At 73.9% G+C, this 25,957-nt stretch carries 28 protein-coding genes; 19 read left to right on the top strand and 9 right to left on the bottom strand.

The annotated features are described in order from the left end of the window. The first annotated feature begins 126 nt into the window (after positions 1-126). From ACZ7IF_RS31790 to ACZ7IF_RS31770, 5 genes are all read left to right on the top strand, one after another. Positions 127-666: a hypothetical protein gene (locus ACZ7IF_RS31790; RefSeq protein ID WP_470978507.1), complete on the top strand. Its 540-nt coding sequence runs from the start codon at positions 127-129 to the stop codon at positions 664-666. A gap of 147 nt (positions 667-813) precedes the next feature. Then, positions 814-2,238 carry a hypothetical protein gene (locus ACZ7IF_RS31785; RefSeq protein WP_470978504.1) on the top strand — a complete coding sequence of 475 codons (1,425 nt, stop codon included), beginning with the start codon at positions 814-816 and terminating at the stop codon, positions 2,236-2,238. Positions 2,239-2,408: 170 nt separating this feature from the next. Beyond that, the gene (locus tag ACZ7IF_RS31780) at positions 2,409-3,674 is read left to right on the top strand and encodes an AAA family ATPase (protein WP_470978501.1); all 1,266 of its coding nucleotides are present in this window, start codon (positions 2,409-2,411) and stop codon (positions 3,672-3,674) included. Next, on the top strand, positions 3,671-4,993 hold the full coding sequence (locus tag ACZ7IF_RS31775; RefSeq protein WP_470978498.1) for a vWA domain-containing protein: 1,323 nt from the start codon (positions 3,671-3,673) through the stop codon (positions 4,991-4,993). The genes ACZ7IF_RS31780 and ACZ7IF_RS31775 overlap by 4 nt, the downstream gene beginning before the upstream one ends. A 171-nt stretch (positions 4,994-5,164) precedes the next feature. Then, entirely contained in the window at positions 5,165-5,449 is a 285-nt protein-coding gene (locus tag ACZ7IF_RS31770) for a hypothetical protein (protein WP_470978495.1), read from the top strand. Positions 5,450-5,758: 309 nt separating this feature from the next. On the opposite strand, the gene ACZ7IF_RS31765 is transcribed toward ACZ7IF_RS31770, so the two are convergent. Continuing rightward, complete coding sequence (locus ACZ7IF_RS31765; RefSeq protein ID WP_470978492.1) at positions 5,759-6,355, bottom strand: VanZ family protein; 597 nt, start codon at positions 6,353-6,355, stop codon at positions 5,759-5,761. A gap of 206 nt (positions 6,356-6,561) precedes the next feature. On the opposite strand from ACZ7IF_RS31765, the gene ACZ7IF_RS31760 reads away from it, so the two are divergent. Continuing rightward, a complete protein-coding gene (locus ACZ7IF_RS31760; RefSeq protein ID WP_470978489.1) occupies positions 6,562-8,037 on the top strand; it encodes an MFS transporter in 1,476 nt (491 codons plus the stop codon). A gap of 43 nt (positions 8,038-8,080) precedes the next feature. On the opposite strand, the gene ACZ7IF_RS31755 is transcribed toward ACZ7IF_RS31760, so the two are convergent. The 3 genes from ACZ7IF_RS31755 to ACZ7IF_RS31745 form a co-directional block, all read right to left on the bottom strand. Further along, the gene (locus ACZ7IF_RS31755) at positions 8,081-10,486 is read right to left on the bottom strand and encodes a SpoIIE family protein phosphatase (RefSeq protein WP_470978486.1); all 2,406 of its coding nucleotides are present in this window, start codon (positions 10,484-10,486) and stop codon (positions 8,081-8,083) included. Continuing rightward, positions 10,483-14,232 (bottom strand): HAMP domain-containing protein, encoded by a 3,750-nt coding sequence (locus ACZ7IF_RS31750; RefSeq protein WP_470978483.1) that lies wholly within the window; start codon positions 14,230-14,232, stop codon positions 10,483-10,485. Before ACZ7IF_RS31750 ends, ACZ7IF_RS31755 begins: the two co-directional genes overlap by 4 nt. Positions 14,233-14,352: 120 nt before the next feature. Further along, positions 14,353-14,697 carry an STAS domain-containing protein gene (locus tag ACZ7IF_RS31745; RefSeq protein WP_469117123.1) on the bottom strand — a complete coding sequence of 115 codons (345 nt, stop codon included), beginning with the start codon at positions 14,695-14,697 and terminating at the stop codon, positions 14,353-14,355. Between the two features lie 191 nt (positions 14,698-14,888). On the opposite strand from ACZ7IF_RS31745, the gene ACZ7IF_RS31740 reads away from it, so the two are divergent. The 4 genes from ACZ7IF_RS31740 (at position 14,889) to ACZ7IF_RS31725 (ending at position 17,704) form a co-directional block, all read left to right on the top strand. Continuing rightward, positions 14,889-15,812, top strand: coding sequence for a SigB/SigF/SigG family RNA polymerase sigma factor (locus ACZ7IF_RS31740; protein WP_470978479.1), 924 nt, complete (start codon positions 14,889-14,891; stop codon positions 15,810-15,812). Between the two features lie 5 nt (positions 15,813-15,817). Next, complete coding sequence (locus ACZ7IF_RS31735) at positions 15,818-16,129, top strand: STAS domain-containing protein (RefSeq protein WP_469117125.1); 312 nt, start codon at positions 15,818-15,820, stop codon at positions 16,127-16,129. After that, on the top strand, positions 16,126-17,073 hold the full coding sequence (locus tag ACZ7IF_RS31730; RefSeq protein ID WP_470978476.1) for an anti-sigma factor RsbA family regulatory protein: 948 nt from the start codon (positions 16,126-16,128) through the stop codon (positions 17,071-17,073). The genes ACZ7IF_RS31735 and ACZ7IF_RS31730 overlap by 4 nt, the downstream gene beginning before the upstream one ends. Before the next feature lie 172 nt (positions 17,074-17,245). Next, positions 17,246-17,704, top strand: a complete 459-nt coding sequence (locus ACZ7IF_RS31725) for an ATP-binding protein (RefSeq protein ID WP_470978472.1) — start codon at positions 17,246-17,248, stop codon at positions 17,702-17,704. A gap of 204 nt (positions 17,705-17,908) precedes the next feature. On the opposite strand, the gene ACZ7IF_RS31720 is transcribed toward ACZ7IF_RS31725, so the two are convergent. Both ACZ7IF_RS31720 and ACZ7IF_RS31715 read right to left on the bottom strand, forming a co-directional pair. After that, entirely contained in the window at positions 17,909-18,316 is a 408-nt protein-coding gene (locus ACZ7IF_RS31720) for a VOC family protein (protein WP_470978469.1), read from the bottom strand. A 128-nt stretch (positions 18,317-18,444) separates the two neighbouring features. Next, entirely contained in the window at positions 18,445-18,813 is a 369-nt protein-coding gene (locus ACZ7IF_RS31715; protein ID WP_470978466.1) for a PRC-barrel domain-containing protein, read from the bottom strand. A 174-nt stretch (positions 18,814-18,987) separates the two neighbouring features. Here ACZ7IF_RS31715 and ACZ7IF_RS31710 point away from each other — a divergent pair, with 174 nt between their 5' ends. After that, positions 18,988-19,383: a hypothetical protein gene (locus ACZ7IF_RS31710; protein ID WP_470978464.1), complete on the top strand. Its 396-nt coding sequence runs from the start codon at positions 18,988-18,990 to the stop codon at positions 19,381-19,383. A gap of 8 nt (positions 19,384-19,391) precedes the next feature. Here the strand turns inward: ACZ7IF_RS31710 and ACZ7IF_RS31705 are convergent, their stop codons facing one another. Together ACZ7IF_RS31705 and ACZ7IF_RS31700 are read right to left on the bottom strand one after the other, a co-directional pair. Then, entirely contained in the window at positions 19,392-20,372 is a 981-nt protein-coding gene (locus tag ACZ7IF_RS31705; RefSeq protein ID WP_470978461.1) for a helix-turn-helix transcriptional regulator, read from the bottom strand. A 288-nt stretch (positions 20,373-20,660) separates the two neighbouring features. Then, positions 20,661-20,783: a hypothetical protein gene (locus tag ACZ7IF_RS31700; RefSeq protein WP_470978457.1), complete on the bottom strand. Its 123-nt coding sequence runs from the start codon at positions 20,781-20,783 to the stop codon at positions 20,661-20,663. Positions 20,784-20,937: 154 nt separating this feature from the next. Between ACZ7IF_RS31700 and ACZ7IF_RS31695 the strand changes: the two genes are divergently transcribed. The 8 genes from ACZ7IF_RS31695 to ACZ7IF_RS31660 all read left to right on the top strand — a co-directional run bounded on the left by ACZ7IF_RS31695 (position 20,938) and on the right by ACZ7IF_RS31660 (position 24,129). Continuing rightward, a complete protein-coding gene (locus ACZ7IF_RS31695) occupies positions 20,938-21,210 on the top strand; it encodes a WhiB family transcriptional regulator (RefSeq protein ID WP_470978455.1) in 273 nt (90 codons plus the stop codon). Positions 21,211-21,547: 337 nt separating this feature from the next. Next, positions 21,548-21,982: a gas vesicle structural protein GvpA gene (locus tag ACZ7IF_RS31690; protein WP_470978452.1), complete on the top strand. Its 435-nt coding sequence runs from the start codon at positions 21,548-21,550 to the stop codon at positions 21,980-21,982. After that, a complete protein-coding gene (locus ACZ7IF_RS31685) occupies positions 21,979-22,698 on the top strand; it encodes a GvpL/GvpF family gas vesicle protein (protein WP_470978449.1) in 720 nt (239 codons plus the stop codon). The genes ACZ7IF_RS31690 and ACZ7IF_RS31685 overlap by 4 nt, the downstream gene beginning before the upstream one ends. A gap of 20 nt (positions 22,699-22,718) precedes the next feature. Then, the gene (locus ACZ7IF_RS31680; RefSeq protein WP_470978447.1) at positions 22,719-22,874 is read left to right on the top strand and encodes a gas vesicle protein GvpG; all 156 of its coding nucleotides are present in this window, start codon (positions 22,719-22,721) and stop codon (positions 22,872-22,874) included. Continuing rightward, positions 22,819-23,253: a GvpL/GvpF family gas vesicle protein gene (locus tag ACZ7IF_RS31675; protein WP_470978444.1), complete on the top strand. Its 435-nt coding sequence runs from the start codon at positions 22,819-22,821 to the stop codon at positions 23,251-23,253. The genes ACZ7IF_RS31680 and ACZ7IF_RS31675 overlap by 56 nt, the downstream gene beginning before the upstream one ends. Next, complete coding sequence (locus tag ACZ7IF_RS31670) at positions 23,250-23,432, top strand: gas vesicle protein (protein ID WP_470978441.1); 183 nt, start codon at positions 23,250-23,252, stop codon at positions 23,430-23,432. Before ACZ7IF_RS31675 ends, ACZ7IF_RS31670 begins: the two co-directional genes overlap by 4 nt. Then, positions 23,429-23,701, top strand: coding sequence for a gas vesicle protein K (locus tag ACZ7IF_RS31665; protein WP_470978439.1), 273 nt, complete (start codon positions 23,429-23,431; stop codon positions 23,699-23,701). The genes ACZ7IF_RS31670 and ACZ7IF_RS31665 overlap by 4 nt, the downstream gene beginning before the upstream one ends. 41 nt (positions 23,702-23,742) lie before the next feature. Next, positions 23,743-24,129, top strand: coding sequence for a hypothetical protein (locus ACZ7IF_RS31660; protein ID WP_470978436.1), 387 nt, complete (start codon positions 23,743-23,745; stop codon positions 24,127-24,129). Positions 24,130-24,215: 86 nt separating this feature from the next. Here ACZ7IF_RS31660 and ACZ7IF_RS31655 read toward each other — a convergent pair whose 3' ends face one another. Then, a complete protein-coding gene (locus tag ACZ7IF_RS31655) occupies positions 24,216-25,943 on the bottom strand; it encodes a thiamine pyrophosphate-dependent enzyme (protein WP_470978433.1) in 1,728 nt (575 codons plus the stop codon). Positions 25,944-25,957: the final 14 nt, after the last annotated feature.

Below are 25,957 nucleotides of genomic sequence, written 5' to 3'. Positions count from 1 at the left end.
CGGATGCCGACGGGGGAAGGTAACAGGACCGGTCCTAGTCTTACGATCATGGCTTTGCGACCCGACGAGTTTTTCGACCACGCACGTGCGGCCGCGGATGACGAGCTCCGGCTTCCGCTGGCAAGGATGACCGGGTGGGACGTCAGTCCCTTCGAGGCGGACGGGCTACGCGTCTCCGCTCTCCGCCCGCCCGTTCTGCCCGAGCCGCCGCGGCACGGCGAGGATCCGGCCGACTGCGACGAGTGCCGCTCGCGCGACGAAGGCATCTGGCTCGACGACCGTTGGCGCCTGGCCCGGATACCGGGCGTCGGCGTACCGCTGGTGCTGATGCTGTTCCCGCGCGACCACTACGACATGGCCGACCTGCCCGACGAACTGGCCGCCGAGCTGGGCGTGCTCACCACTCACATCGTGCGACACGTGCAGGCGCTGCCGCACGTCTCGCGGGCCCACGTCTACCGGATCGGGGACGGGGCCGCACACCTGCACGTGTGGTTCTTCGCCCGGCCCGAAGGACAGGCCCAGTTGTACGGGTCGTGGCTCCCCGTCTGGGACGACCTCCTGCCCGAATACCCGGCGGAAGCGGCCGACGCGGACGCGACCGCCGTCGCCGACGCCCTGGTCGCCTCGTACGGAGGGCACCGCCGCACCACCGGCGGCGCATGAACCGCCGGCCGCCCTCACGCGCCGGCGGACCCCCCAGGGGGCCCGGAAAGCCGGCTGACAGATCATCCGGGACCTGCTTATGATGCCGCCGATGAAGACCTACTCCTCTACCGGAACGGGGGAATCGTCCGCGCAAGGTGAGTGCTGATGCCACCTCACTTCGCGGAACCGATTCCGTCCCGTCTGCTCATGTGGCAACGCGTACGCGAGTACGCGGTTCCCCCGTCCATGATCGAGAACGCTGCGGCGCGCCGGGCCGCCGGTGACTGGGCGGGGGCCTGCGCCGCCGCCCGGATCGACGTCGATCTCGACCTGCATGCCGTGCGCGACCGCCACGGCACCGAACTCGCCGCCCGCGTGCGGGCCGATCTGCGCCGCCTGGCGCCCGATCTGCTGCGCTGGCACATGCCCCGGATCGCCCCCGACGGGCGTCTGCGGCCCGGCCTCACCCTCTGTCTGGCCCGTTACGCGGCCCCCGGCCACGCCGCACCCCGGCTCGTGGTGCGGACCCCGCCCGCCTGGGCGGACGCGGGCCAGCGGATGTCCCTGGCGCTCTGGGAGGGACCCCGGGACGGTGCACCCGCACACCATCCCCACCCCCATCCCGACCGGCGCTTCCGGCTCGACCTGCACCGCCACCTCTGGGACGGCACGCGCAGCGCCGAACTGGCCGGAAGGTACTGGGCCGAGGAGCTGCCGTACGGTCCGGAACGCCGTGAGCCGGGGAACCACGCGCCCTCGCGGCCGCCGGACCACTGGGCCGCCGAGGCCGAGCTGCTGCTGCGGGCCGCGGGCCGCAGCCCCCGCGGGCCGCTCGCCGTACGGCTCGGCCCTCGCGGCCACGCCGTCTTCGAGCTCGTCGCCCCCGACGACAGCCACGCGCCGGTCCTGCGGCCGGTCCGGGCGGTGCTGTCGGCGCGGGAGGTCGCGGCGCTCCCGGTGCTGCCGGAGGCCGCGGCCAGACCGCTGCCGGACTTCGAACTGCTGCGGGCCGGCCTGCTCCGGGCCGACCGGCTGCACCCGCTGGTCGCGGGGGTGCTGTCGGGCCCCGGCTCCGGGGCGGCGGCGCCGGGCGCGGCGGCCGGAGCCACGGACCCGCACCGGGTCGACTGCCTCGGGGAGGTCCACCGGATCGCGCTGCGGGACGGGACGCTGGCGGCCGTCGACCACGAGCCGGCCCAACTGGCCCGTGAGGAACTGCTCATGGCGCTCGGTGGGCCCGGCCTGCCCTGCCTCCGGGCGATCGACACGGTCCACCGCAGCCCCGAGGCGCTGCCCGCCGTCCGCGAGCGGCTCGGCCATGGCGATGTGACCGGCGCCCTGGCCGTGGTCGAAGGGCTGCTCGGCCCCGGCGCGGTCCTGCGTGAAGGTCCCCTGCGGGAGGCCCTGGAGGCGGCGGTGGCGGGCCGGCTCGACCACGGGCTCTTCCGCGCGGGGCTGGTGCCGGTGCATCCCGCCGCGCTCGTGGCGGGCGGTACGGGCCACCGGCCGCGGCTCGACCGCCGTGTCCCCTGGGACCTCCGCCGCAAGCAGGGCTCCCGTTCCCGCCCCCGGACCGGCCTTTACAGCTGACGGCCCGCACGGCACTCGGCCCCCGGGCCGGGGCCGTCGGGCGCACCGGCCCGGCTCCCCTTCCACGTACGTCCGGCACCGCGCGCCGCACCGGGCCCGCCCTCACGCGCCCCGCCGCCGACCACCTCCCGGACGGAACCCCCGTCCCCGAACCCGCACAGGTGATGACCATGACCTCTGGCATTCTTCTCCCCGCCATCCCCGCCCTCCCCGATCGTCCCCAGCTCTCGCTCGCCGAAGACCTCCTGACCCTCCTGCGGACCACCACCACGGAGCCGCGCCCCGATGAGCAACTGGAGGCGCTGGCCCTGGCCGTGGCCGCGGACCTGCCCGTCCTTCTGTGGGGCGAGCCCGGCATCGGGAAGACCGCCGCCCTGACCCAGCTCGCCGCCTCCCTCGGACTGCCCCTGACGACCGTGATCGCCAGCGTCCACGAGCCGACCGACTTCTCCGGCCTGCCCGTCCTGGGCGAGGACCCGGCCGAGAACGGGGTGCCCATGGCGCCGCCGCAATGGGCCGTGGAGCTGGTTCGCGCCGGCCGGGGGCTGCTCTTCCTCGACGAGCTGTCCACCGCCACCCCCGCCGTCCAGGCCGCGTTGCTGCGCGTCGTCCTGGAGCGGCGGGTGGGCGCGCTGCAACTGCCGCCCGGCGTGAGGATCGTGGCCGCCGCCAATCCCCGCGCCTCGGCCGCGGACGGCTGGGAGCTGAGTCCGCCCCTGGCCAACCGCTTCGTGCACCTTTACTGGGTGCACGACCGGGAGGTGGTGGTGCGCGGCCTCGGCGGGGTCTGGCCGCGTGCGGAGCTGCCCCGGCTGGACCCGGCGGGGCTGGCGGAGGCGGTGGCGTTCGCCCGCCGCGCGGTCTGCGGCTTCCTGAGCGCCCGGCCCACCCTGATCCACCGGCTGCCGACCACCGAGACCCGGCGCGGCGGCGCTTGGCCCTCGCCCCGCAGCTGGGAGGCCGCGATGACGCTGCTCGCCTTCGGCACGGCCGCCGCCGTCTCCCGCGACGTGCTGGCGCTGCTGGTCAGGGGCGCGGTCGGCGACGGCCCCGGCCTCGAACTGCTCGCCCACATCGACCGGATGGAGCTGCCCGACCCGGACGCGCTGCTGGCCGACCCGGCCGCCGCCGAACTGCCGGAGCGCGGCGACCTGCGCCAGGCCGCGCTCGAAGCCGTGGTCGCCGCCGTCGGAGCGCGCCCGGAACGGGAGCGCTGGGAGGCGGGCTGGGCCGTCCTCGTCCGGGCGTTGGAGACCGGCGCACCGGATCTGCTGGTCGGCCCGGCGAAGGCGCTGGCCGCTCTCCGACGCGACGGCTGGGAGGTGCCGGAGACGGTGGAGCGGCTCACCGCGGTGGTCGGCCTCGCGCGGCGGGCGGAGGACTCCGTGGCCCGCACCGCGAAGGGCACCGCCGGCACGGCGGGCGGGGGCCGATGAGCACCCCCGCGCGCCCGCACCCGCGCCCGCGCCCCATGTCCCCTCCACCGCCCCCGCGCCCCGTACGGGTCGCGGTCCCCGGCCCGCCGCCGGGCCCCGCGGTCCCGCTGGACACGGAGAAGCTGCTGGCCGCCCGGCTGCACGCGGCCGCCGTCCGCCCGTACCTCGCCGGAGCGCTGTTCGCGCTGCACGTGGTGGAGGACGGGTCGGTGCCCACGATGGCGGTGGACGCCCACTGGCGCTGCTACGTCTCCCCGTCCTTCGTGGCGCGCACCCCGCTGGAGGACCTGGCGGGAGTGTGGGTGCACGAGGTCTCCCACCTGCTGAGGGACCATCACGGACGCAGCGAGCGGTACGCGCGGGAGCACGGGGAAGGCGGTCCGGGGCAGCGGCTGCGGCAGAACCTCGCCGCCGACTTCGAGATCAACGACGACATCTACGGCGACGGCCTGCCCGTGCCCGCGGGGGCCGTGCGGCCGGCCATGATGGGCCTGCCCGACGGGTTGCTGATGGAGGAGTACCTGAGCCGGTTCTCGCTGGCCGCCCGCACCCCGCTGCTGACCTGGCTGGACTGCGGCAGCGGCGCCGACGGCCGGGCGCGGCCGTGGGAACTGGGGCCGGAGGGCGCGCACGGACTGACCCGGCAGCAGCGGGACGCCGTCCGCTTCCGGGTGGCCGAGGCGATCACCGGCCGGCCGGGGGACGCCCCGGAGGGCTGGCGGCGGTGGGCCGACGAGGCCTTCCATCCCCCGCAGCCGTGGCGGCAGCTGCTCGGCGCGGCTGTGCGGGCGGCCGCGGGCGGGCCCGGGGCGGGCGAGGACCACAGCTACCGGCGCCCGTCCCGGCGCTCCGCCGGGGTTCCGGGCGTCGTGCTGCCCAGCCTGCGCCGGATGCCGCCCAGGGTCTGCGTGGTGATCGACACCTCCGGATCGGTCAGCGACGCCGAACTCGGCACCGCGCTGCTGGAGGTCGCGGCGATCTCACGGGCGGTGGGCGGCCGCCGCGACCTGGTCTCGGTGATCTCCTGCGACGCGGCGGCGGGGGTCGCCGTACCGCTGTGCCGCGCCGAGAACCTGGAACTGATCGGCGGCGGCGGTACGGACCTCAGGTCGGGGTTCGCCCGGGCGCTGCGGTGCCGCCCCCGCCCGGACGTGATCGTCGCCCTGACGGACGGGCAGACGCCCTGGCCCTCCGCCCAGCCGTCCTGCCGTACGGTCGTCGGCCTCTTCCCCCGCCCGGCCCGCTCCGTCGACGAGGAGGACCCGGACTACGTTCCCGACGCCCCGCCCCCCTGGGCCCGCGTCGTCCACCTGGGCTGACCGCGTGGGTGGCGCCGCCGGGCCTGGCACGGAAACCGGCCTTCGTGGTCGCGGGTACGCGTCCCCGTACCGGTCGGGGGGTGGGGTCGCGGAACGGGGCAGCCGCTGCTGAGGCTCGAGCGCCTCGCCACGCTCCCGGCACCCGCCGCCTTCGCCGGCGGCCATCTCCAGATGGCCCTCGGCCTCGCCGGGTACGCGGTCGTCGCGAGCATGGCCCCCGCCGCCGGGAAGGCGCGGTACCTGGCGGTCTACGGCACGAGCTGGGGCATCGCCGGGATCGCCGCCCCGCTCGTCGGCACACAGTTGCTCTCGCATGCCGGAGCTGCCGGGCTGTGGGGGGCGATGTCCTTCGCCTGTCTGGTCCTCGCGGCCCTGCATCCCGTCTGGATCCGCACCGTCGGCGACGGCCTCGAACGGAACGCTGGGCCCGCTCGGGATCAGGCGGGCCGTCCGTAGCCGTCGGCCCCGGTCGTCGTCCCGCCGGCGGGCCCGGGGGCCGCTGTGCGGGCAGTGGCCGCCGGGGGCTCGGCCGGGCCGGGTCTGCGGGGAGGCATGGACGCGGCCGTGGGCTTGCCTGCGACGGGACGACGGAGCGGTGCCGTGCCGGCGGCCCGCGGGCGGTGTCCCGGTGAGGGGTGCCGCCCGCGGTCACCAGCCGCGGTGGTCGCCGGTCTGGCGAGACGTGCCGCCGTCACTGGCGCCTGTGTCCCCGATCTCCGTTCCCAAACCCCGTCACCGGCAACCGGGTTCGGACCGGACGCGGCCTTACCCGCCCGGCCGCGGCGCGGAGCCGCGGGCCGGGGCGCGGCGTCCGCGACGGAGCGGGGAGTGCCACCAGCGGCGGCGGCGCGGGTGCACGGCCCGACCCAGCCGGCGGCCCAGGAGGAGGTAACCCAGCAGCGCGCCCGCGGTGTTGAGGAGGACGTCGTCCACGTCGAAGGCGCGGCCCGCGACCAGGGCGCCCTGGATCAGCTCGACGAGCGTCATCACGACGGCCGTCACCGCCGCCACCCTCAGCAGCCCGCGCGCCTGAGGGAGGAGGACCGGGAGCAGCACTCCGAACGGGATGCCGAGCAGTACGTTCCCGCCGAGCTGTTCGACGGCCTCCCCGACGGACGCGCCGTCGAGGTACAGGCCGATCGAGGCGCCCGGGTGGGTGTTGCTGTGCGCGATCCCGGCCGAGGCGGCCGACGGCTCCAGGGTGACGCGCGCCAGGACCAGGCTGAACAGGACGGTCCCGGCGAAGGCGGCCAGCATCGCGAGCGCCCGTAACGCCCGTCCGACGGGGGGCCGGACCACGGTTACGGACTCCCGCCCGCCTTCCGTCCGGTCCATCCCCTCCGCCCGTTCCGTCGGTTCCATCCGTTCCGTCCGCTTCGGACGCTTCGGCCGGCGCATTGCGGCGAGTTTCCCGCGTAGGTCCATGGACCGCTCCCTCCGAGACCGGGTCGTGCCGTGCAGGCCCGTGTACCCGCGCCCGGAGGTCCCGACTCGCCACCGGACGGCGCCCGGCTCCCGTACGGCCCGGTGGTGGTTTGGGGTGCCGGGCGGCGGGCAACAGCGCGTGCATGGCTGAGCTCGGGGATCACCGCGGAAGCCCGGACACGGGAACGGTCACCACGAAGGTACCGGCGCGGCTGGACCGGCTGCCCTGGTCGCGCTGGCACTGGATGATCGTGGTCGGGCTGGGCACCGTGTGGATCCTCGACGGGCTGGAGGTGACCATCGTCGGCAACATCGCCGGACGCCTCTCCGAGGACGGCAGCGGCCTCTCCGTCACCGACGCCCAGGTCACCGGCGTCGCCGCCGCGCTCTACGTGGCCGGGGCGTGCTCGGGGGCCCTGGTCTTCGGCCGGCTCACCGACCTCTTCGGCCGCAAGAAGCTCTTCCTGGCCACCCTCGGCCTCTACCTCGCCGCGACCGCCCTGACCGCCGTGTCCTTCTCGCCCTGGTGGTTCTTCCTCTTCCGCTTCCTCACCGGTTTCGGCATCGGCGGCGAGTACGCGGCCATCAACTCCGCGATCGACGAGCTGATCCCGAGCAAGTACCGGGGACGGGTCGACCTGATCATCAACGGCAGCTTCTGGCTCGGGGCGGTGGCCGGTGCGCTGCTGTCCGTGGTCGCGCTGGACACGGACGTGTTCCCGGCGTGGCTGGGCTGGCGGCTCACCTTCGCCCTCGGCGTGGTCCTGGGCCTGGTGATCCTCCTGGTCCGCCGGCACGTACCCGAGAGCCCCCGCTGGATGTCCATCCACGGCCGGGCGCGCGAAGCCGAGGAGCTGGTCACCGACGTCGAACGGCAGGTGGAGGCGGAGAAGGGGGAGCGGCTGCCCGAGCCCGACGAGGCGATCACCGTGACCCGGCGCCACAGCATCGGCTTCGGCCTGATCGCCCGGACCGTCTTCCGCTCGTACCCGCGGCGCGCCGTCCTCGGGCTGTCGCTCTTCATCGGTCAGGCGTTCCTCTACAACGCGATCACCTTCGGGTTCGGCACGATCCTGATCCGGTTCTTCGACGTCTCCAGTGGCGTCACCGGCTACTACTTCGCCGTCGTCGCGTTCGGCAACTTCCTCGGGCCGCTCCTGCTCGGCCGGTTCTTCGACACGGTCGGGCGGCGGCCGATGATCGCGGGCACGTACGTGCTGTCGGGGCTGCTGCTGTTCGGCACGGCCTGGCTGTTCGGCGCGGGCGGGCTCACGGCACTGAGCATGACGGCCTGCTGGTGCGTGGTGCTGTTCTTCGCTTCGGCGGGGGCGAGTTCGGCGTACCTGACGGTGAGCGAGATCTTCCCGATGGAGACGCGGGCGATGGCCATCGCATTCTTCTACGCGATCGGCACGGCCGCCGGCGGCATCTCGGGGCCGCTGGTCTTCGCCGGCCTCACCTCCAGCGGGGTCCGCTCGGACACCGTGCTGGCCTTCTGCGTCGGGGCGGCGCTGATGGTCGCCGCGGGACTCGTCGCCGTCTTCTACGCGGTGGCCGCCGAGGGGCGTTCGCTGGAGCGGATCGCCACCCCGCTGTCGGTCCGGTCCGACACCGCCTGAGCCGCCCGGCCGACGGGGCGGCGGGGCGGCGGGGCGGCACGGCTCAGTCGACCTGTACGCCGATGACGCAGGTGTCGTCGTCGGTGTCGGACCAGCTCTCGGTGAGCAGCGCGTCGAGCCGGCCGTCGAGGTCCCCGGCGCCGGTGGCGGCGGTGTCCAGCAGATGGGCCAGGGAGTCCTCCACGGAGGCGTCCCGGCGCTCGACCAGTCCGTCCGTGAACATCAGCAGGGTGTCCTTCGGTTCGAGACGGACCTCCCCCTCGGCGTAGGTGACGTCGGGCAGCGCTCCGAGGAGCAGGCCCTCGATGAGGGGGAAGGCACTGGCCTCGCCCTTCCTCACGAGTACCGGCGGCAGGTGTCCGGCGCGCGCCCAGCGCATGACGCGGGTGCGGGGGTCGTAGAGGCCGCAGACGGCCGTGGCGGTGACCTGCTTGGTCAGGTGGTGGGTGACCGTGTTGAGCCAGGACATCAGCTGGGCGGGGCCGGCGCCGGTGACGGCGAGGCCGCGCAGGGCGTTGCGAAGGACGACCATGCCGGTGGCGGCTTCGATGCCGTGTCCGGCGACGTCGCCCACCGAGAGCATGATCAGGCCCGAGGGCAGGACCAGCGTGTCGTACCAGTCGCCGCCGACCAGGGACTCCGTCTCCGCCGGCCGGTAGCGGACGGCGACGCGCAGCCCCGGCGCCTCGATGTGGTGGTGCGGGGGCATGATGGCGTGCTGGAGCTGGAGGGCGAGCCTGTTGCGTTCGGCCGATTCGGCTTCGGTGAGGGCGAGTTGGTCCCGGGTCGCGGCAAGCGCCACCTCGGTCCAGTGCTGGGCGGAGATGTCCTGGTACGCACCGCGCAGGGCGTGCAGCCGCTGTGCCGCGTCGAGTACGGGTTCGGCGACGACCCGGATGTGGCGCAGGATGCCGTCGGACCTTCGCAGGCGCAGGTTGACGGAGGCGGGACGCCGGTAGCGCAGCACGGCGCGCAGGAAGCGGCCGAGGGCGGCGGAGTCGTCCGGGTGGGCGTGGCCGGGCAGGTCGCGCAGCGGTACGGGGGACGCGGTGGTCGGCAGTCCGTGGAGGGCGTAGAGCTCGGAGTTCCAGGTGATCTCGCCGGTGGCGAGGTTTTCCTCGAAGCCTCCGATGCGGCCCAGGCGCTGGGCGTGCTGGAGCAGGTTGGCCAGCCGGGCGGTCTCGTCCTCGATCCGCCAGACGAGCAGGACGGCGGCGCCGTGCCGGCTGACGCTGATGTCGGCGACCGAGGTGAGCGGGATCTGGTCGACCAGCGCGGTCAGGCTGACGCGTTCGGCCCGGAAGGGCTCGCCGGTGGCGTGCACCCGCTCGATGGTGTCGAAGAGCCCGCTCTCGCCGGCGGCCATCGGGTAGGCCTCCAGGAGCAGTGCGCCGTTGACGTCCGCGCGCGGACGGCCCACGGGGTCGACGAAGCGGCTGTTCGCGTGGCGGATGCGGAAGTCCGCGAGCCGGCCGTCGGCATCGAGGACGGGGGTCAGGATGATGGTGGGGTCGTGCAGGCCCTCGGCGAGGTCGATGAGTTCCGAGACGTCGGGGAGCAGTCCCTCCGGCGCGGCCGCTTCGGGCGGGGACGCCGTGTCGAGGGTGTGGGCACACAGTTCGGCCAGCGCCTCCACCTGGCGCTGGATCTGCGGGGGCTGCGGCGGCAGGGGCCGCGGCCAGCAGACTTCGAGTACGCCCTGTACGCGCCCGCCGGTCCCGGCGGGTACGGCCATCCGGCCGCCTTCGGGCCATTGGAGGCGCCCGACCGAGGGGATGCCCTCGCGTCCGAGGTCGGCGAGGGTGACGGGGGCGCGTTCACGCAGGGCCAGGCGGGGAACGGTGGAGACGCCCGGGGGCACGTGACGCCAGCGGGAGGCTTCCTCGGAGGGGAATCCGGCGTGGCCCGCGAGGGCCAGTGAGCCGTCGGGGGCCGCGGCCCACACGGCCACGGCGACCGCTCCCAGCGGGGCCAGGGCGTTGGCGAGCAGGGATTCGGCCACGGCCTGGGTGTCGGCGGCGGCGGCGAGCACTCCGCTCTCGGCGGTGCGCAGGCGCACCGACAGGGTGGAGGCCGGCCCGGCCGGCGGGGCGGTCGCGGTGCGTTCGACGAACTCGGCCGCGACCTGGCTGACGTGGTCGCGGGCGGCCTGGTTGACGATGTCGGCGGCGAGTTCGAGGGGGGAGAGCCCCGCCTCGCGGCACAGCTCGTCGAGCTGGTGGGCGGCGGCGGCCGGGGTGCAGTCGAGCCGCCCCATCAGGATGCCCTTGGCCAGCTCGACCAGGGCCCGGCCGTCGGCCGCCGCATGGGCCTCCCGTACCTCTCGGCGCAGCCGCTCGACCGTGGCGACGAGGCGCCCCAGCGGGGTCGGCGCCTGCTTCGGGAGGGAGGGCGGCGGCCCTTCTCCGGCCCGGCCTTCGGGGGTCCGGGAGGTGTGGGAGTAGGTCACCGGACGGCCGGCCCCTCGTCGTGGGGGCCGGGGCCGGTCAGCCAGTGGCGGACGCGGCCGATGAGGTCGTCGGCGTCGACCGGCTTGGTGACGTAGTCGCTGGCCCCGGCCGCCAGGCTCTTCTCCCGGTCGCCGGGCATCGCCTTGGCCGTGACGGCGATGATGGGCAGCTCGGCGTGCGCGGGCATGCGGCGGATCTCCGCGGTCGCCGCGTAGCCGTCGAGCTCGGGCATCATCACGTCCATCAGGATGAGGTCGATGCCGGGGTTGCGGGTGAGCGTCTCGATGCCCTTGCGGCCGTCCTCGGCGTGGAGCACGTGCACGCCGTGGAGTTCGAGGATGCCGCTGAGGGCGAACAGGTTGCGGGCGTCGTCGTCGACGACGAGGACGGTGCGCCCTGCCAGGTCCCCTTCGGGCACGGGTGGCCTCTCCTCGCCCTCGGGCACCCCGTGCGCGAGTGGCAGCACCTCGCCGGGCCGGTCGGCGGACAGGTGCAGGACGATGCGTTCGCGGAGCTCGTCGAGGCTGCTGAGCAGTTCCACGCGGCGGGACGGGAGCCGCTCGCGCAGGGCCTCGCCCGGGCCGTTCTTCAGGCGGGGGTTGTTGTGGGCGAGGACCGGCAGCGAGCTGAGCGCCGGGTCCCCGTCGAGCGCGTCGAGGAAGCGCAGGGCTTCGCCGCCGGGCATGTCGAGTTCGAGGACGACGCAGTGGAACGGCTCGGACGCCAGCACCGCGGCGGCTTCTCGCGAGCTGGTGGCGCCGACCACCTGGATGCCGTGCTGCTCCGCGCCCGGGGCGGGGCGCGGTACGAGCTCGCGTTCGGCGCTCTCGGCGACGAGGGAGAGCAGGCCGCCCTGGCGCTCCTCGATGACGAGGAGGCGGCGGGCCTGCCGCTGCGGTCCGCCCGAGGTCTCGTCGGCGCCCTCGCGCCGCTGGTCGGGCAGCTCGTACGCGGTGGCCCCCGGGGCCGGCGCGGGGGCCGCGGAGAGGGGGGCTCCGGGGTCCCCTTCGAACTCGGCGTGGCTGACCGGGAGGTAGAGGGTGAAGGTGCTGCCCTGGCCGGGGGTGCTCTCCGCCGTGACGGCGCCGCCCAGCAGCTGGGCGATCTCTCGGGTGATGGAGAGGCCGAGTCCGGTGCCCCCGTACTTGCGGCTGGTGGTGCCGTCGGCCTGCTGGAAGGCGCCGAACACGGATTCCAGCTGCTGTTCGGGGATGCCGATGCCGGTGTCGCGGACGCGGAAGGCCATCAGGCTCCCCCGGCGGAGCAGCCCGGCGGGCACCTCGGAGTCGGTGGCGCGTTCGATGCGCAGTTCGACGCCGCCGCGCTCGGTGAACTTGACCGCGTTGGACAGCAGGTTGCGCAGGATCTGGCGCAGCCTGGCGTCGTCGGTGAGGAGGGCGGCGGGGGCGTCGGGGGCGGTGGTGACGGTGAAGTCGAGGCTCTTCTGGGTGGTCATCGGCCGGAAGGTGGCTTCGACGTAGTCCAGCAGCTGCGGCAGGTGGACCCGCTCGGGGTGGATGTCCATCTTGCCCGCCTCGACCTTGGAGAGGTCGAGGATGTCGTTGATCAGCTGGAGCAGGTCGGAGCCGGCCGAGTGGATGATGCCCGCGTACTCGACCTGCTTCGAGGTGAGGTTGCGGGTGGGGTTCTGGGCCAGGAGCTGCGCGAGGATGAGCAGGCTGTTGAGCGGGGTGCGCAGTTCGTGGCTCATGTTCGCGAGGAACTCAGACTTGTACTTGGAGGCCAGCGACAACTGCTGGGCGCGTTCCTCCAGTTCCTGCCGCGCCTGTTCGATCTGCAGGTTCTTGGCCTCGATGTCGCGGTTCTGGCTGGCCAGCAGGGCGGCCTTCTCCTCCAGTTCGGCGTTGGAGCGCTGCAGCTCCTCCTGCTGGTCCTGGAGTTCGGCGGAGCGGGCCTGGAGTTCGGCGGTCAGGCGCTGGGACTCGCCGAGGAGTTCGTCGGTGCGCGCGTTGGCGACGATGGTGTTGACGTTGACGCCGATGGTCTCCATCAGCTGGCTGAGGAAGTCGCGGTGGACGGGGGTGAAGGCGGAGAAGGAGGCGAGTTCCATCACCCCGAGGACCTGGTCGTCGACGACGATCGGCAGGATCATCAGGCTGCCCGGGGTGGTGTGGCCGAGCCCGGAGGAGATGACGTAGTTCGCGGGAACCTGGTCGGTGGCGATGGTCCGGCGGCTGCGGGCCGCCTGTCCGACGAGGGAGTCGCCGAGGGCGAAGCGTACGGCCACCCCGTCGGACGCGGAGCGGCCGTACGAGCCGACGAGCGTCAGCATCGTGCCCTGCCGGGTGTCCTCGGCCAGGTAGAAGGCGCCGTACTGGGCGGCGACGAGCGGGGTCAGCTCGTCCATGACGAGTTCGGCGACGACCGCGAGGTCGCGGTGGCCCTGCATCAGGCCGGAGATCCGCGCGAGGTTGGACTTGAGCCAGTCCTGCTCCTGGTTGGCGCGGGTGGTCTCCCGCAGCGAGCCGACCATGGAGTTGATGTTGTCCTTGAGGTCGCCGACCTCTCCGGGCGCTTCCACGGTGATGGAGCGGGTGAGGTCGCCCTCGGCGACGGCGCTGGTGACGGCGGCGATGGCCCGGACCTGCCGGGTGAGGTTGCCGGCGAGCTCGTTGACGTTCTCGGTGAGCCGTTTCCAGGTGCCGGATACGCCTTCCACCTCGGCCTGACCGCCGAGGCGGCCCTCACTGCCGACCTCGCGCGCCACACGGGTGACCTCGGCGGCGAACGCGGACAGCTGGTCGACCATCGTGTTGATGGTGGTCTTCAGCTCCAGGATCTCGCCGCGCGCGTCCACGTCGATCTTCTTCGACAGGTCGCCGTTGGCCACGGCCGTGGTGACGAGCGCGATGTTGCGGACCTGGTTGGTCAGGTTGTTCGCCATGGAGTTGACGTTGTCGGTGAGGTCCTTCCAGGTCCCGGCCACGTTGGGCACGCGGGCCTGGCCTCCGAGGCGGCCCTCGGTGCCGACCTCGCGCGCCACACGCGTCACCTCGTCGGCGAACGCCGAGAGCGTGTCGACCATCGTGTTGATGACCTCGGCCAGCGCGGCGACCTCGCCCTTCGCCTCCACCGTGATCCTCTGCGACAGGTCGCCGCGGGCCACGGCGGTGGCGACCTGGGCGATGGACCGCACCTGGCCCGTCAGGTTGGACGCCATCACGTTGACGTTGTCGGTGAGGTCCTTCCAGGTCCCGGACACCCCGCGGACAGTGGCCTGGCCGCCGAGGTTGCCCTCGGTTCCGACCTCGCGCGCCACCCGCGTCACCTCGGCGGCGAACGCGGACAGCTGGTCGACCATCGTGTTGATGGTCGTCTTCAGCTCCAGGATCTCGCCGCGCGCGGTGACGGTGATCTTCTGGGAGAGGTCGCCCTGGGCGACGGCGGTGGCGACCTGGGCGATGGACCGCACCTGCGCAGTGAGGTTTCCCGCCATGAAATTGACCGAATCCGTAAGGTCCAACCAGGCTCCGCCGACCCCGGGGACCTCGGCCTGGCCGCCCAGCGTTCCCTCCGTGCCGACCTCGCGCGCCACCCGCGTCACCTCGGAGGTGAACAGCGACAGCTGGTTGACCATCCCGTTGAAGACGGTGGCGATCTCCCCGAGGAGCCCTTCCGCCGCGTCGGGCAGCCGCGTGCGGAAATCCCCGTCCCGCACGGCCGTCAGCCCCTCCAGCAGCAGGCGCAGCTCGGACTCGGTGATGCCGCCCTCGCCTGCTGCCACTGGCGCTCCGCCCGGTGCGACCGCGCCGGTCCGCTCAGCCATCTCCAACCCCACTCTCGCCGTACCCGACCGGTGAAGGCTAACCCCGCCGCGGAGCCCCCTCCGCGGAGCCCCCGGCCGTCAGCGGCCGAGGGCGTCCTCGACACCGGAGTGCAGCGACAGGACCGTATCCGCGCCGGTCAGGGCGAACAGGCGGCGCAGTTGTTCGCCCGGGGCGGCGATCCGAAGCTCCGTCAGACGGTGCAGCCGCAGCAGCAGGTTGAGGAACGAGGAGTCGCCGAAAGTGACCGAACTCGCATCCAGGACCACCACCCGGTGCCGGCCGGCGGCGGCGGTCAGGGCCTCCTCCAGCGAGGGCAGGGTGTCCTGGTCCAGCTCCCCGCGCGCCACGACGACCCAGCCGGGCCCCGCCGGGTAGCCGCCCCCGACCACGCCGTCTCCCTGCGCGTCCTCTGCTCCGGTCATGTCCGCCTCCCCGGATCTCACCTGTACGGGTTCCGGAATGGAGTATGCATGCCGGCCCTCCCGGCGACGACGCCCCCTCCGCGGAGCGCGGCCCCCGTGGCGAGGGTCACGTTCCGGTACGTGTAAGGCCCTGATCCGGGGGCAGGAGCGCGGCGGCAGCCATCGGCAGCAACAGGGAGGGAACCGCCACCATGCCTCGTTCGGCAGCAGCCGTAAGCCCTGATCGTGCGACGGACCGCCAGGCTCCGGGCTGTACCCCGCCCGCGGGAGGGGAGCCGCCGGCGGTATCGCCGCTGCCCCGTGTGGAGCAGGCCCGGGAGATCGCGCCCGCGGACGCCCGTGAGCTGTCGAGGCTGTTCTTCGGGAAGCTGCGCAGCCTGGAGGAAGGCACACGGGAGTACCAGTACGCCCGCAACACGCTGATCGAGATGAACCTCTCCCTCGTGCAGTACGCCGCGCGCCGGTTCCGTGCCCGGGCCACCGGGGGCGGGCTCGACATGGACGACATCATCCAGGTCGGAACCATAGGGCTGATCAAGGCCATCGACCGCTACGACCCCGACCGCGAGGTCGAGTTCTCCACGCTCGCGCTCCCGTACATCACCGGCGAGATCAAGCGGCACTTCCGCGACACCACCTGGGCCGTCCACGTCCCGCGCCGCCTCCAGGAGCTGCGCTCCGAGCTCGCCAAGGCCCAGGAGTCCCTCACGGAGAGCCTGAACCGGGCCCCGACCGTCAGGGAGGTCGCCCGGTACCTCGACCTGTCCGAGGAAGAGGTGATAGACGGCCTGGTCGCCGCGAACGGCTACACCAGCGGCTCCCTGGACACCGCCGGCGACGCCGAGGAGACCCAGGGGACGGGCCGCCCCGCCCGCGCACTGGCCGAGAAGCTCGGCGGCACCGACCCCGCCATGGAGCTCTTCGAGGACTTCCACACGCTCGCCCCGATGCTGCGCCGGCTGGAGCCGCGGGACCGGCTGATCCTGAGCATGCGGTTCGGGCAGGAGAAGACGCAGGCCGAGATCGGCGCCGAACTCGGCATCTCACAGATGCAGGTGTCCCGGCTGCTCTCCCGGACACTGGCCCGGCTGCGCGCCGGAATGCTCACCTCGTAGGAGTCATGGTGGCCCTGACAGCCGTACCGCTGGGAGACCGCGCGGGCACGCGCCTCTGCGGCAGCGGGGACCTCGACACCCGGCAGGCACTGGGCGCGGCGCTGGCCGCGCTGGGCCGGATCCCGGGTTCCGTCGTACACCTCGACCTGTCCGCCGTGAGCTTCCTCGACACGGCAGCCGTGGCCGCCCTGGTGCAGGCGTCGGCCCTCCTCCGCTGCCAGGGCCGGTGCCTGCTGCTCCACGACCCGCCGTACTCGCTCCGCAAGGTGATGGAGATGTTCCCGGACGAATGTGCCGCGCTGGAGGTCGCAGCATGATCACAGTTCCTGCGGCCGACGGCCCCGGGGCCTTCGTCCATCCCGCGCTGTTCTACCGCGGCCCCGACGAATACCTCGCCGGGGTGGGCGGTTTCGTGCGGGCCGCGCTCGCGGCGGACGAGCCGGTCCTGGTCGCGGTACCGGGACTCCGGCTGGACCCGCTGCGGGAGGACCTCGGCAGCGGGGCGGGCGTCGAGTTCGCGGACATGACGCGGCTGGGACGCAATCCCGGCCGGATCCTCGCCGCGCTGCGGGATTTCTCCAATCGGCACGAGGGGCGGCCCGCGCGCATCGTCGGCGAGCCGATCTGGCCGGGCCGTACGCGGGCCGAGGTGCTGGAGGCCACGCGCCACGAAGCCCTCATCAACACCGCGTTCGCGGGCCGCGACGCCACCATCCTGTGCCCGTACGACGTGGCCGGCCTCTCCCCCGGCGTGGTCGCCGACGCCCGCCGTACGCACCCCACGGTCATCGAGGGCGGCCGCGAACTGCCGAGCCCGGGCTACACCGACGCCTCGGTGGTCAGCGGCGACTGCGACGTCCCGCTGCCCGAACCCGGCCCGGGAACGGCCCGCCTCGACTACGCGACCGGGGACCTGGCCCGGGTACGCGAGTTCGCCGAGGCCTGGGCCGACGGGACCTCCCTCGCCGCGGGGCGGCGGGGCGACCTGATCCTCGCCGTCAGCGAGGCCACGGCCAACTCCTGCGCCCACGGCGGCGGCCAGGGCACCCTGCGGCTGTGGAGCACCCCGGGGCGGGGCGTGGTGGCCGAGGTCCGCGACGGCGGCCGGCTGGCCGATCCGCTGGCCGGCCGGCGCCGCCCCTCGCTCGCCTCGACCAGCGGCGGCCGCGGCCTGTGGATGATCCACCAGCTGTGCGACCTCGTCGAGATCCGCGCGACGCGCTCCGGCCTCACCCTGAGACTGCACATGGCCGACGTCTGAGAGCCCGGCCCCCTTAAACTGTCCCGGCACTCGACGTCGCCGGGAGGGTGGCCCGCCGGGTGTCCCCGGCCGGGCCGGGGGCATACGTACCGTCCGGAAGGCGACGGGATCAGCGGGGCCCGAGCGGTCGCCACGAGAAGAAAGCCGTGTCAACGGCGGGGGTGAGACCACAGTGAAGAGCAGCGGATCGCAGACCGGCCATCCACCGCGCCCCGGGGTGGCGGGGCAGCGCCGGCTCCTGGCGCTGGCCGGGGCCCGGGGACAGGTCGCCAAGGGCCGTGACTTCACGCGGCAGGCGCTGCGGGACTGGGGGTGGGACGGGACCGAGACCTCGGAGGACACCCTGCTCGTCGTCTCCGAACTGGTGACCAACGCCGGTCTGCACGCGGACGGCTGCATCCAGCTGGTCCTCACCCGCGGTGAAGCCCTGCGGATCGAGGTGTTCGACGGCTCCACGGCGCGGCCGCGCCGCCAGCCGTCCCCCAGGCGGGGCGTCCCGGGCGGTCACGGGCTCTACATCATCGACCGCCTGTGCGACCGCTGGGGCGCCGAGGTCCACGAGCGGGGCAAGGTCGTGTGGGCGGAGATCGAGGCTTCCCGGCTGGTCTCCGGCAGGCCCGCGGCGGGCTGAGCCGCCCCGTCGGCGGCCGCCCGGACGCGCGTTCGCGGATCGGTCGGCGGGCGGGGGGTTTGGAGGTGCGGATCGGGGACACACGCGTGGTGTCGGTGCGTTGCCCCTTTGAGCGGTGTGGCAACACCCGAGAGCGGTGGCCGCACTCCGTTTCCGTCCCCCCGGAACGGAGTGCGGCCATCGGCTGCTTCCTGCCCGGAGGGCTCAGGCGGCCGGTTCGCCGAGGGCCGCCAGGACGAACGCGTGGCCCGCCGGGTCGGCGTAGCGGCGCTGGGTGGTCCTGCTGCCGGGCCGGGTGTCGTCCGCCTCCGCCGCCACCGGACGCGCTCCGAGTGCCACGGCCTCGCGCTCCGCCTCGTCGAGGGTGTCCGGGGTCACGAGGATGTGCAGGTGGGGCTGCTGGGAACCTTCGGGCAGCGGCCAGCTGGGCGGTACGCGGTCGGGGTCGTGGCGGACGCCGAGGACGGTGCCCGTGGGGCCGGAGACGAGGAGTAGGCCGTCGTCGCCGTCGGCCGGCGCCACCTCGGCGCCCAGCAGGGAGGCGTAGAAGTGGGCCAGCGGTTCGGGCTCCGCGCAGTCCAGTACGAGGACGCTTGTCTTGGGTACGGTCATGGACCGCGTGTGCCCTGCGCGGCCGCCCGCACACGTGGTGTCACGCGGGAGCGGGACGCGCGGGCTCCCCGGAGCCCCTGGAGCGCCGCGGAGCCGCGGCCGTACCGGTCGGTGCCGGCCCTGGTGGTTCAGAAGGGGCGGCCGCCGAAGGCGTCGCCCTGCCGGTAGTGGGCGGTGAGTTCGTCGTGGTAGCCGGGGCTCCCGAGGTGCGTCTCGCGGTGGAACTCGGGAGCGTTCCTGATCTGCTCCTTGGTCCGGTCCACGTAGATCTTCTCCTCGTCCAGGTCGATCCGGGAAACGGTGCCGGCCGGCAGGAGGACCTCCTTGCCGAAGATCCACACGCCGGTGTCGACCACGATGTGGGCGGAGCCGGCTTCGTCGGAGTGCTCGTCGACCTCGCCGATGCTCCCGTCGACGGCTTCGACCTTGAATCCGGCGAGGTCGATGCCCTGCCGGCGGCCCGAGGTCTCCCTGTATCCCCACACGTTCTCGGTCATGTCGGGTGGCCCTTCCTGATCGGGGGTGTCGCTTCCTTGCGTGATCCCGCGCCTGCCCCGCCCGCCCGGTCGCACACGGGCGCCGGGGACGGGCGTTTCGTTTTACGGACGGGCGGCCGGGATCCGTTCGCGCAGGGGCTTTCGCCGCGGGCTCCGGGTCGCTGGAGTGGGGGCATGCCCCCCACACAGGACGCACCGCCCTCCGAGCCTTCCGACGAGGCGGGCGACGACGACTTCTGCCGGCTGGTCCGGCGCGTCCTGGCGCGGGCCGGCTTCGACACGTCCTCGCGGGAGGGGGACGGTCTGCGCGTGTGGGCGGCGGCGGAGGGGGTCATGGTGGGATGGGTCGCCCGTGAGGTGCTGCGGCCGACCTTCCAGGTCCACGGCCACGAGGAGGACCTGTCGAGGTTCACCTCGCTGGCCGGCCTGCACAAGGCGCTCCGGACGGCGCTGGCCGTGATCCTGCGCGAGGCGGGCCTCGACGTGGTCCCCCACGGGGAGCACCTGCTCACCGTCCGGCCGGGGACGCCGGCGGCGGAGGGACGGGCAGGCGGCGCGGCCGGGTCCTGAGCCGCCGCTCAGGACCCGGCGAGCGCACGGCTGGGCGGGCCACCGTAGGCGGCGCGGTAGGCGGCGGCGAAACGCCCCTGGTGGTGGAAGCCCCAGCGGTTCGCGACGGCCGTGACCGTGTCCCGGGAGGGGTCCGCCGCGACCAGGTCGGCGTGGGCCAGCGCCAGGCGTACGCGGCGCAGGTACGCCGTCGGGGTGGTGCCGAGGTGGCGTCGGAAGGCGTACTGGAGGGCCCGGGGGGTGACTCCGGCAGCGGCGGCCATCTCGGCGAGGCCGATCCCGGCGGCCGGCTGCGATTCGATGAAGGCGACCGCACGGCGGACGGTCTCCGGCGTGGCGTCCCGGGTGTCGCAGAGCACGGGGTCGGGGCGGGCGTTGGTGGGGAAGGCGGCCAGGACGGTCGCGGCGAGCATCCGGGCGGCGGCGTCGAGCACCAGCGGTTCGCCCGCCGCCGGCAGGGCGAGGATACTCTCCTCGACGTAGTCGACGGTCCTCTTCCACTGGCCGGCCATGACCGTGGAGACGGGGGTGAAGCGGGTGAAGCGCAGCGGGCGGGCGGGCCGGTCTGCCGGGCGGCCCGCGAGCTCCTCCACCAGTGCGAGGGGCACCGTGACGGCACGCAGTTCGGCGGAGTACACCCGGCCCGCGTAGGGCAGATGGGGCTGCGAGATGACCAGGACGTCGCCCGGGCCGGCCTCGGTGACGTCGTCCGCGCACTCCCGGGCCATGCGGCCGCCCACCACGTGCGTGACGGCCACGGCGCCCAGGGGGCCGGTGGCGTAGGCGTACTCGGTACGCAGGGAGATGGTGCTCAGCGATACGGGACCCGCGCTGTCGCGGGTGTACCGGAAGGTGCTCCGGGGCGCGGGCGCCTTCATGCGCAGGCTGGTCCCGTAGGCCGACTTCAGCCAGTCCCGCGCCACGTCCACGTCGGAGGTCCGGAAGGCGTGCCCGCCCGGCGGCACGGCGGCGTGCGGCTGTCGTTGCATGGTGGAGGCGTCCTCTTGCGCGGCGGCGCGGCACGGAGGAGCTGCGCGGGCCCAGCCTACGTCGGGAAGCGGCTGTGCCGGGCGCGTTCGTGGCGGGCGGACGCAGCGGACCGGAACCCCGGGCGGGCGGGGCGGGCGGGACGCCTGTGCCTGCCCCTGGCCGCCGCCGGCTCCGGTCCGCCGGAGGTCCTCGCGGGCCCCAGCACGCGCTCCTCGTACCGGCCGAGCCCGAGTAACGCGCACATCAGCAGTGGCGGTACGAGCAGCGCCAGGAACAGCACGGGAGGGCTACCTGTGCCGGGCGAGGGTGGCCACCAGGACGACGAGGGCGAAGGCCACCACCAGCAGGTGGAGCCAGACGGGTCCGGATTCGGCGGCCCAGGCCAGTACAGCGGTCGTGTTCGTTGTCATACGGACGCGCTTGCCCCCGCTCGGAGAGGTGACACGGCCCGGGGCCGACTCGCTCGTGGGCCGAACCCCGCCCGGGACTACGGGCTTTCGGCGGGTTTCATTCGAACAGGCGGGAACAGACGCGCTCCTGACACCGACACCGAAGGAGCCAGAAATGCCGAAGCCTCCCCGTCTCCCCGGTCCTGTGCTGACGCACTGGGCGTGGCAGTCCCGAGCCGTGTGCAGGGGGCTGGACTCGGAGCAGTTCTTCGGCCCCTGGAACGAACAGCGCGGAGACCGGGAACAACGCGACCGGGAGGCCAAGGAGTTGTGCGCGTCCTGCCCGGTACGGCAGGCCTGCCTGCGGCACGCCCTGCTGATGGGCGAGTCCTACGGCGTGTGGGGCGGCCTGACGGCCGGAGAGCGGCGGCGACTGCGGGCCGCCTAGGTCCTGTCCGGGCGATCTTCGTGGATCAGGCCGCGGGGTCTGGTGCGGTGCATCGCAAGGCGGAGGAGCGCAGCTCGTACTTGGCCGTACTCGCGCGCTCCGACAACGCGGCGAGGTGCCGTGCCAGACGTCGCGGGCCCGCGAAGATCGCCCGGACAGGGCCTAGCCGCCGCACCGGAGGGTGCTGCGGGCACCGGTCGTGCCCGGTTCCGGCGGCACCCGTTTGGGGGTGACGCGTGCGGACATACGCGCCAGGAGGAGACATGGCCGACTCACCTGACGAAGAAGAGAAGAAGGCGGGCGGGAGCAAGCCGCCCGACAAGGGGAACCGGAAGCTATGACTGTCGTTCCTGCCCAGCCCGCTCCCGCCACTGCCGGCGGTGGCTCCAGCGGCCTGTACGACGTCCTCGAACTGATCCTGGACCGCGGCCTGGTGATCGACGCGTTCGTACGCCTCTCCCTCGTCGGCATCGAGATCCTGAAGATCGACATCCGTGTGGTGGTGGCCGGCGTGGACACCTGCCTGCGCTTCGCCGAGGCGTACAACCGCCTCGACCCGGAGGCCGGGCCCCGCAAGAGCCCGGGGCTTCCGGAACTCGTGGGCGAGGTCACCGAGTCCGGGGCGCGGGGAAAGACGAAGGGCGTCCTGAGCGGTGCCGCGCAGACGATCTCGGACGCCCTCGGCCGGGACCGCGAGGAGACCTCGGAAGAGAAGACCGAAAGCCGGCCCCGCGGCCGGCGCACCACCGCCCGCCGGGAGGAGAAGGAATGACCACGTACGTGTACGGCATCGCCCGGGCCGATCAGAGCCTGCCCGACGCCCTCGAAGGTGTGGGGGAGCCACCGTTGCCCGTGCGCACGGTACGCAGCGGGCAGCTGGTGGCCCTGGTCAGTGACGCGCCCGCGGAGCTGCGGGCGAAGCGGCGTGACCTGCTCGCCCATCAGCGGGTGGTGATCCAGGCAGGCGGTGGCGGCCCCGTACTGCCCCTGCGGTTCGGCGGGGTCTCCCCCGACGACGACACGGTCACGTCCGTCCTCGAACGGCGCCAGGAGGCCTACCTGGAGCGGCTGGCCGAGCTGGAGGGCAAGGACGAGTTCAACGTCAAGGTCTCGCACCAGGAGGACGCCGTCCTCTTCGCCGTGGTCAGCTCGGATCCGGAGCTGCTCGCCCTGCACCACGCCAACCGGGCGGCGGGCGGGGGCACGCACGAGCAGAAGCTGGCGTTCGGCGAGCGAGTGGCCCGGGCCGTTGCCGCGCAGGGGCGGACGGACGCCGTCCTGGTCGAGGAGACGCTGCGGCCGTACGCGGCCGCCCTGCGGCACGGACCGGGAGGGCCGGGGTGGCCGGCGAACCTTTCGTTCCTCGTGGCCCGTGAGCGGCGGGAGCGGTTCCTGCAGGCGGTGCGCCACCTCCACGAGGAGCACGAGCACCTCCAGGTGCAGGTGACGGGACCGCTGCCCTCGTACAGCTTCGCGGACGCGGACTGACCACGGGGCTGCTCAAGGGGGTGCTGCTGCCGGCCGCCCCGCTGCGGGGAGCCGTCTGGGTCCTGGAGCAGGTCGTCGCCGAGGCCGAGCGGCAGTACCGCGACCCGGCCGTGGTCCACCGTGAACTCTCCTTGCTCGTCGCGGCGTTCGAGGACTGCGAGCTGGACGCGGCCTAGTTCGACCGCCGGGACCGGGACCGGCCGGGAGTACCTCCGACGCCGCCTCGGTGACCGCCGCCGGCGCGAGGAACGGGCCGGCCTGGCCGCCGGAACCGCCGAGCGGGTCCACCGGCGGCTGGCCGCGCGGGCCACCGAGTCGGTCCTGCACCCCCCGCAGCAGGCCCGGCTCTCCGGCCTGCCGGACACGAACGTCCTGAACGCCGCGTACCTGGTGCCGTGTGAGGCGCGCGAGGCCTTCCTCGACGCCGTCCCCGGCCCCGCCGACCTCCCGTCCGGCATCCGCGGCGAGGTCACCGGCCCGTGGGTCCCGTACTCCTTCACCCGGACGGCCGCCGAACGGCACGAGCGGCACGAGCGGCACGAGCGGCAGCCATGACGGGCGAGCAGGCCGCACTCGTCGGCCTCCTCGACCGGCTGCTCGCCACGGGAGTGGTCCTGGCCGGCGACGTCACCTTGAGCCTCGCAGGCGTCGGCCTCGTCCGCATCGAACTCAAAGCCCTCGTCAGCTCGGTCGGCGAGGCCGTGCCCTCCCCCTGGAAGCAGGTGGGCGCGTGAGTGCGCCACGGCGGGTGGACCTCGACCCCGATACCGTCGAACGCGACCTGGCCCGCCTGGTGCTGACCGTCGTCGAGCTGCTGCGGCAGCTCATGGAAGGGCAGGCGCTGCGGCGGGTCGAGGCCGGCGGCCTGAGCGAGGACCAGGAGGAGCGGCTCGGCCTGACCCTCATGCTCCTGGAGGACCGTATGGAGCTGCTGCGGACCCGGTTCGGTCTGGAGCCCGAGGACCTCAACATCGATCCGGGTCCGCTCGGCAAGCTTCTCTGAAGGGCGCGCATACCGAACACGGATCCGGCTGCACGCGCTACATGACCCCATCAGAGAAGTCCGACAACGGCAAGACGGCCAGCAGCAGTTACCGTTCCTCATCCAACGGGACGGCCACCCGTCAGAGGGCCGCCGGAGCCGCCCGGGCCGCGGCCGGTGCGACGGCCGAAGCCGAGGAGCGGGGGGCCGCCGGTCCGGAGGCCCTGCCCGCCCCGCTGTCCGAGAAGGCGCGTGCGGCCGCGCAGGCCCTGCGGGGCCGCCTCGGCGACCCCGGGCGGGTGTGGGCGGCGGTGCGGGCCCGCAAGGCCGTCAGCGCCGTGGCGGCCGGCGGGACGGCGGCCGTCCTCGGTATCACGTACGCGATCGGCCGCCGCGCGGGACTGCGCCGGCGCGGGCCGCTCTCCCGGCTGACCGGCGGCCGCGTCTGAATCCGCGTCGCGCACGGCGTACACGAGGGCGGCCCCCACCGGGTGGGGGCCGCCCTCGTGGGTGCGGCCGCGCCGGGCGCCGTCCGTCAGTGCTCGCCGCCCGGCAGGACCTCCTTGGCCTTGGCCACCGCGTAGCCCCAGCCCTGCGCCACGGTCGGCCGGCCCGGGACCGCCACTTCCTCCGGGTTGGTCAGCACGTCCAGCAGGACCGGTCCCGGGGTGGCCAGGGCGCGGCGTACGCCGTCGTCGAGATCGGCGGGGTCCGTGACGCGGATCCCCGTCAGGCCGAGGGCCGTGGCGACGGCGGCGAAGTCGGGGTTGTCGAGTCCGGTGCCGAATTCGGGCAGGCCCGCCTGCTCCTGCTCCAGTTTGACCATGCCCAGGCGGCGGTTGTCGAAGACGATCAGCTTCACCGGCAGCCGGTACGCCGTGACGGTCATCAGGTCGCCCAGCAGCATGCTCAGCCCGCCGTCCCCGCAGAACGCGACGACCTGCCGGTCGGGCGCCCAGAGCTGGGCCCCGATGGCCTGCGGCATGGCGTTGGCCATCGACCCGAGGTTGTAGGAGCCGATCAGCCGCCGGGCGCCGCGCATGGTGACGAAGCGGGAGAGCCAGACGGTCGCCATGCCGGTGTCGGAGGTGAAGACGGCGTCCTCGTCGGCGTGGGCGTCCACGGCGGCGGCCAGGGCCTCGGGGCGGACGTCGTGGTCGCGGTTGTCCAGGACCGCCCGCAGTTTCCCGACGGGGCGGCGTTCGAGGGCGGGGTCGGCCAGCCTGCGCTGCCCCTTCTCCCACGTGGCGAACCGTTCCCGGGCGTCGTCCAGGTGGGTGCGGTCCGGCGCCGCCTTCAGCAGCGGCAGCAGGGCCCGCAGCGTGGCGCCGACGTCGCCGGCGAGGGCGGCGTCCACGGGGGTGCGGCGCCCCAGGTGGTCCTCCCGGGCGTCGATCTGGACCACCCGGCAGTCCTTCGGGTACCACTCCCGGTACGGGAAGTCGGTGCCGAGCATGAGGAGCGCGTCACCGGTGTCGAGGGCGTGGGCGGCGGCGGGGTTCCCGATGAGGCCGGTCTGGCCCACCTGGAAGTCGTTGTCGCCCTCGAAGCCCTCCTTCGCCTTCAGGGTGAGCACCATGGGCGCCGAGAGCAGTTCGGCGGTGCGCAGGACCTCGGTCCGGGCGTCGCGGGCTCCGCGGCCGACGAGCAGGGTCACGCGGGAGGCCGCGTTCAGTATGCCGGCGGCGTGGGCGAGGGCCGGTTCGTCGGGCCGGGTGACGGCCCGGGCGAGCGCGAAGCGGGTGGGCCGGTCCTCGCCGAGCTGTTGGCCGCCCAGGTCTCCGGGGACGGTCAGGACGGCCACGCCGCCCTGGGTGACGGCGGCGCGTACGGCGTTCTCCAGCATGCGCGGCATCTGGTCCGGGGAGGTCACGGTGGCCCGGTAGACGGCCACGTCGCGGAAGAGCAGGTCGTTGTCGACCTCCTGGAAGTAGTCGCCGCCCATCTCGGCGAGGGGGACCTGTCCGCAGATCGCGAGGACGGGCGTGCGGCTCTTGGCGGCGTCGTAGAGGCCGTTGAGGAGGTGGACGGAGCCGGGGCCGACGGTACCCGCGCACACGCCGAGGGTGCCCGAGAGCTGGGCCTGGGCCCCCGCGGCGAAGGCTGCGGCCTCTTCGTGCCGGCAGCCGATCCAGTCGACCCCGTCGGTGGTGCAGATGGCGTCGGTCAGCGGGTTCAGGGCGTCCCCGACGACGCCGAAGACGTGCTGGACGCCCAGTTCCCGCAGCGAGTTGACGATGAGATCGGCGACGGTACGTGCCACGGCGGTGTCCTCCG

This window comes from Streptomyces sp. NPDC037421 (assembly GCF_055602105.1).
Note: the sequence above shows the minus strand (reverse complement) of the source record. Positions and strands in the feature narration are given on the sequence as shown.

Bases quoted from the DNA above. Each gene is read 5' to 3' on its own strand.
- ACZ7IF_RS31700 (WP_470978457.1), bottom strand. From the start codon at position 20,783: ATGACAACGAACACGACCGCTGTACTGGCCTGGGCCGCCGAATCCGGA.
- ACZ7IF_RS31775 (WP_470978498.1), top strand. From the start codon at position 3,671: ATGAGCACCCCCGCGCGCCCGCACCCGCGCCCGCGCCCCATGTCCCCT.
- ACZ7IF_RS31695 (WP_470978455.1), top strand. From the start codon at position 20,938: ATGCCGAAGCCTCCCCGTCTCCCCGGTCCTGTGCTGACGCACTGGGCG.
- ACZ7IF_RS31685 (WP_470978449.1), top strand. From the start codon at position 21,979: ATGACCACGTACGTGTACGGCATCGCCCGGGCCGATCAGAGCCTGCCC.
- ACZ7IF_RS31785 (WP_470978504.1), top strand. From the start codon at position 814: ATGCCACCTCACTTCGCGGAACCGATTCCGTCCCGTCTGCTCATGTGG.
- ACZ7IF_RS31715 (WP_470978466.1), bottom strand. From the start codon at position 18,813: ATGACCGAGAACGTGTGGGGATACAGGGAGACCTCGGGCCGCCGGCAG.
- ACZ7IF_RS31730 (WP_470978476.1), top strand. From the start codon at position 16,126: ATGATCACAGTTCCTGCGGCCGACGGCCCCGGGGCCTTCGTCCATCCC.
- ACZ7IF_RS31790 (WP_470978507.1), top strand. From the start codon at position 127: ATGACCGGGTGGGACGTCAGTCCCTTCGAGGCGGACGGGCTACGCGTC.
- ACZ7IF_RS31760 (WP_470978489.1), top strand. From the start codon at position 6,562: ATGGCTGAGCTCGGGGATCACCGCGGAAGCCCGGACACGGGAACGGTC.
- ACZ7IF_RS31710 (WP_470978464.1), top strand. From the start codon at position 18,988: ATGCCCCCCACACAGGACGCACCGCCCTCCGAGCCTTCCGACGAGGCG.
- ACZ7IF_RS31740 (WP_470978479.1), top strand. From the start codon at position 14,889: ATGCCTCGTTCGGCAGCAGCCGTAAGCCCTGATCGTGCGACGGACCGC.
- ACZ7IF_RS31705 (WP_470978461.1), bottom strand. From the start codon at position 20,372: ATGCAACGACAGCCGCACGCCGCCGTGCCGCCGGGCGGGCACGCCTTC.
- ACZ7IF_RS31660 (WP_470978436.1), top strand. From the start codon at position 23,743: ATGACCCCATCAGAGAAGTCCGACAACGGCAAGACGGCCAGCAGCAGT.
- ACZ7IF_RS31765 (WP_470978492.1), bottom strand. From the start codon at position 6,355: ATGGAACCGACGGAACGGGCGGAGGGGATGGACCGGACGGAAGGCGGG.
- ACZ7IF_RS31735 (WP_469117125.1), top strand. From the start codon at position 15,818: ATGGTGGCCCTGACAGCCGTACCGCTGGGAGACCGCGCGGGCACGCGC.
- ACZ7IF_RS31670 (WP_470978441.1), top strand. From the start codon at position 23,250: ATGACGGGCGAGCAGGCCGCACTCGTCGGCCTCCTCGACCGGCTGCTC.
- ACZ7IF_RS31745 (WP_469117123.1), bottom strand. From the start codon at position 14,697: ATGACCGGAGCAGAGGACGCGCAGGGAGACGGCGTGGTCGGGGGCGGC.
- ACZ7IF_RS31690 (WP_470978452.1), top strand. From the start codon at position 21,548: ATGACTGTCGTTCCTGCCCAGCCCGCTCCCGCCACTGCCGGCGGTGGC.
- ACZ7IF_RS31770 (WP_470978495.1), top strand. From the start codon at position 5,165: ATGGCCCTCGGCCTCGCCGGGTACGCGGTCGTCGCGAGCATGGCCCCC.
- ACZ7IF_RS31780 (WP_470978501.1), top strand. From the start codon at position 2,409: ATGACCTCTGGCATTCTTCTCCCCGCCATCCCCGCCCTCCCCGATCGT.
- ACZ7IF_RS31720 (WP_470978469.1), bottom strand. From the start codon at position 18,316: ATGACCGTACCCAAGACAAGCGTCCTCGTACTGGACTGCGCGGAGCCC.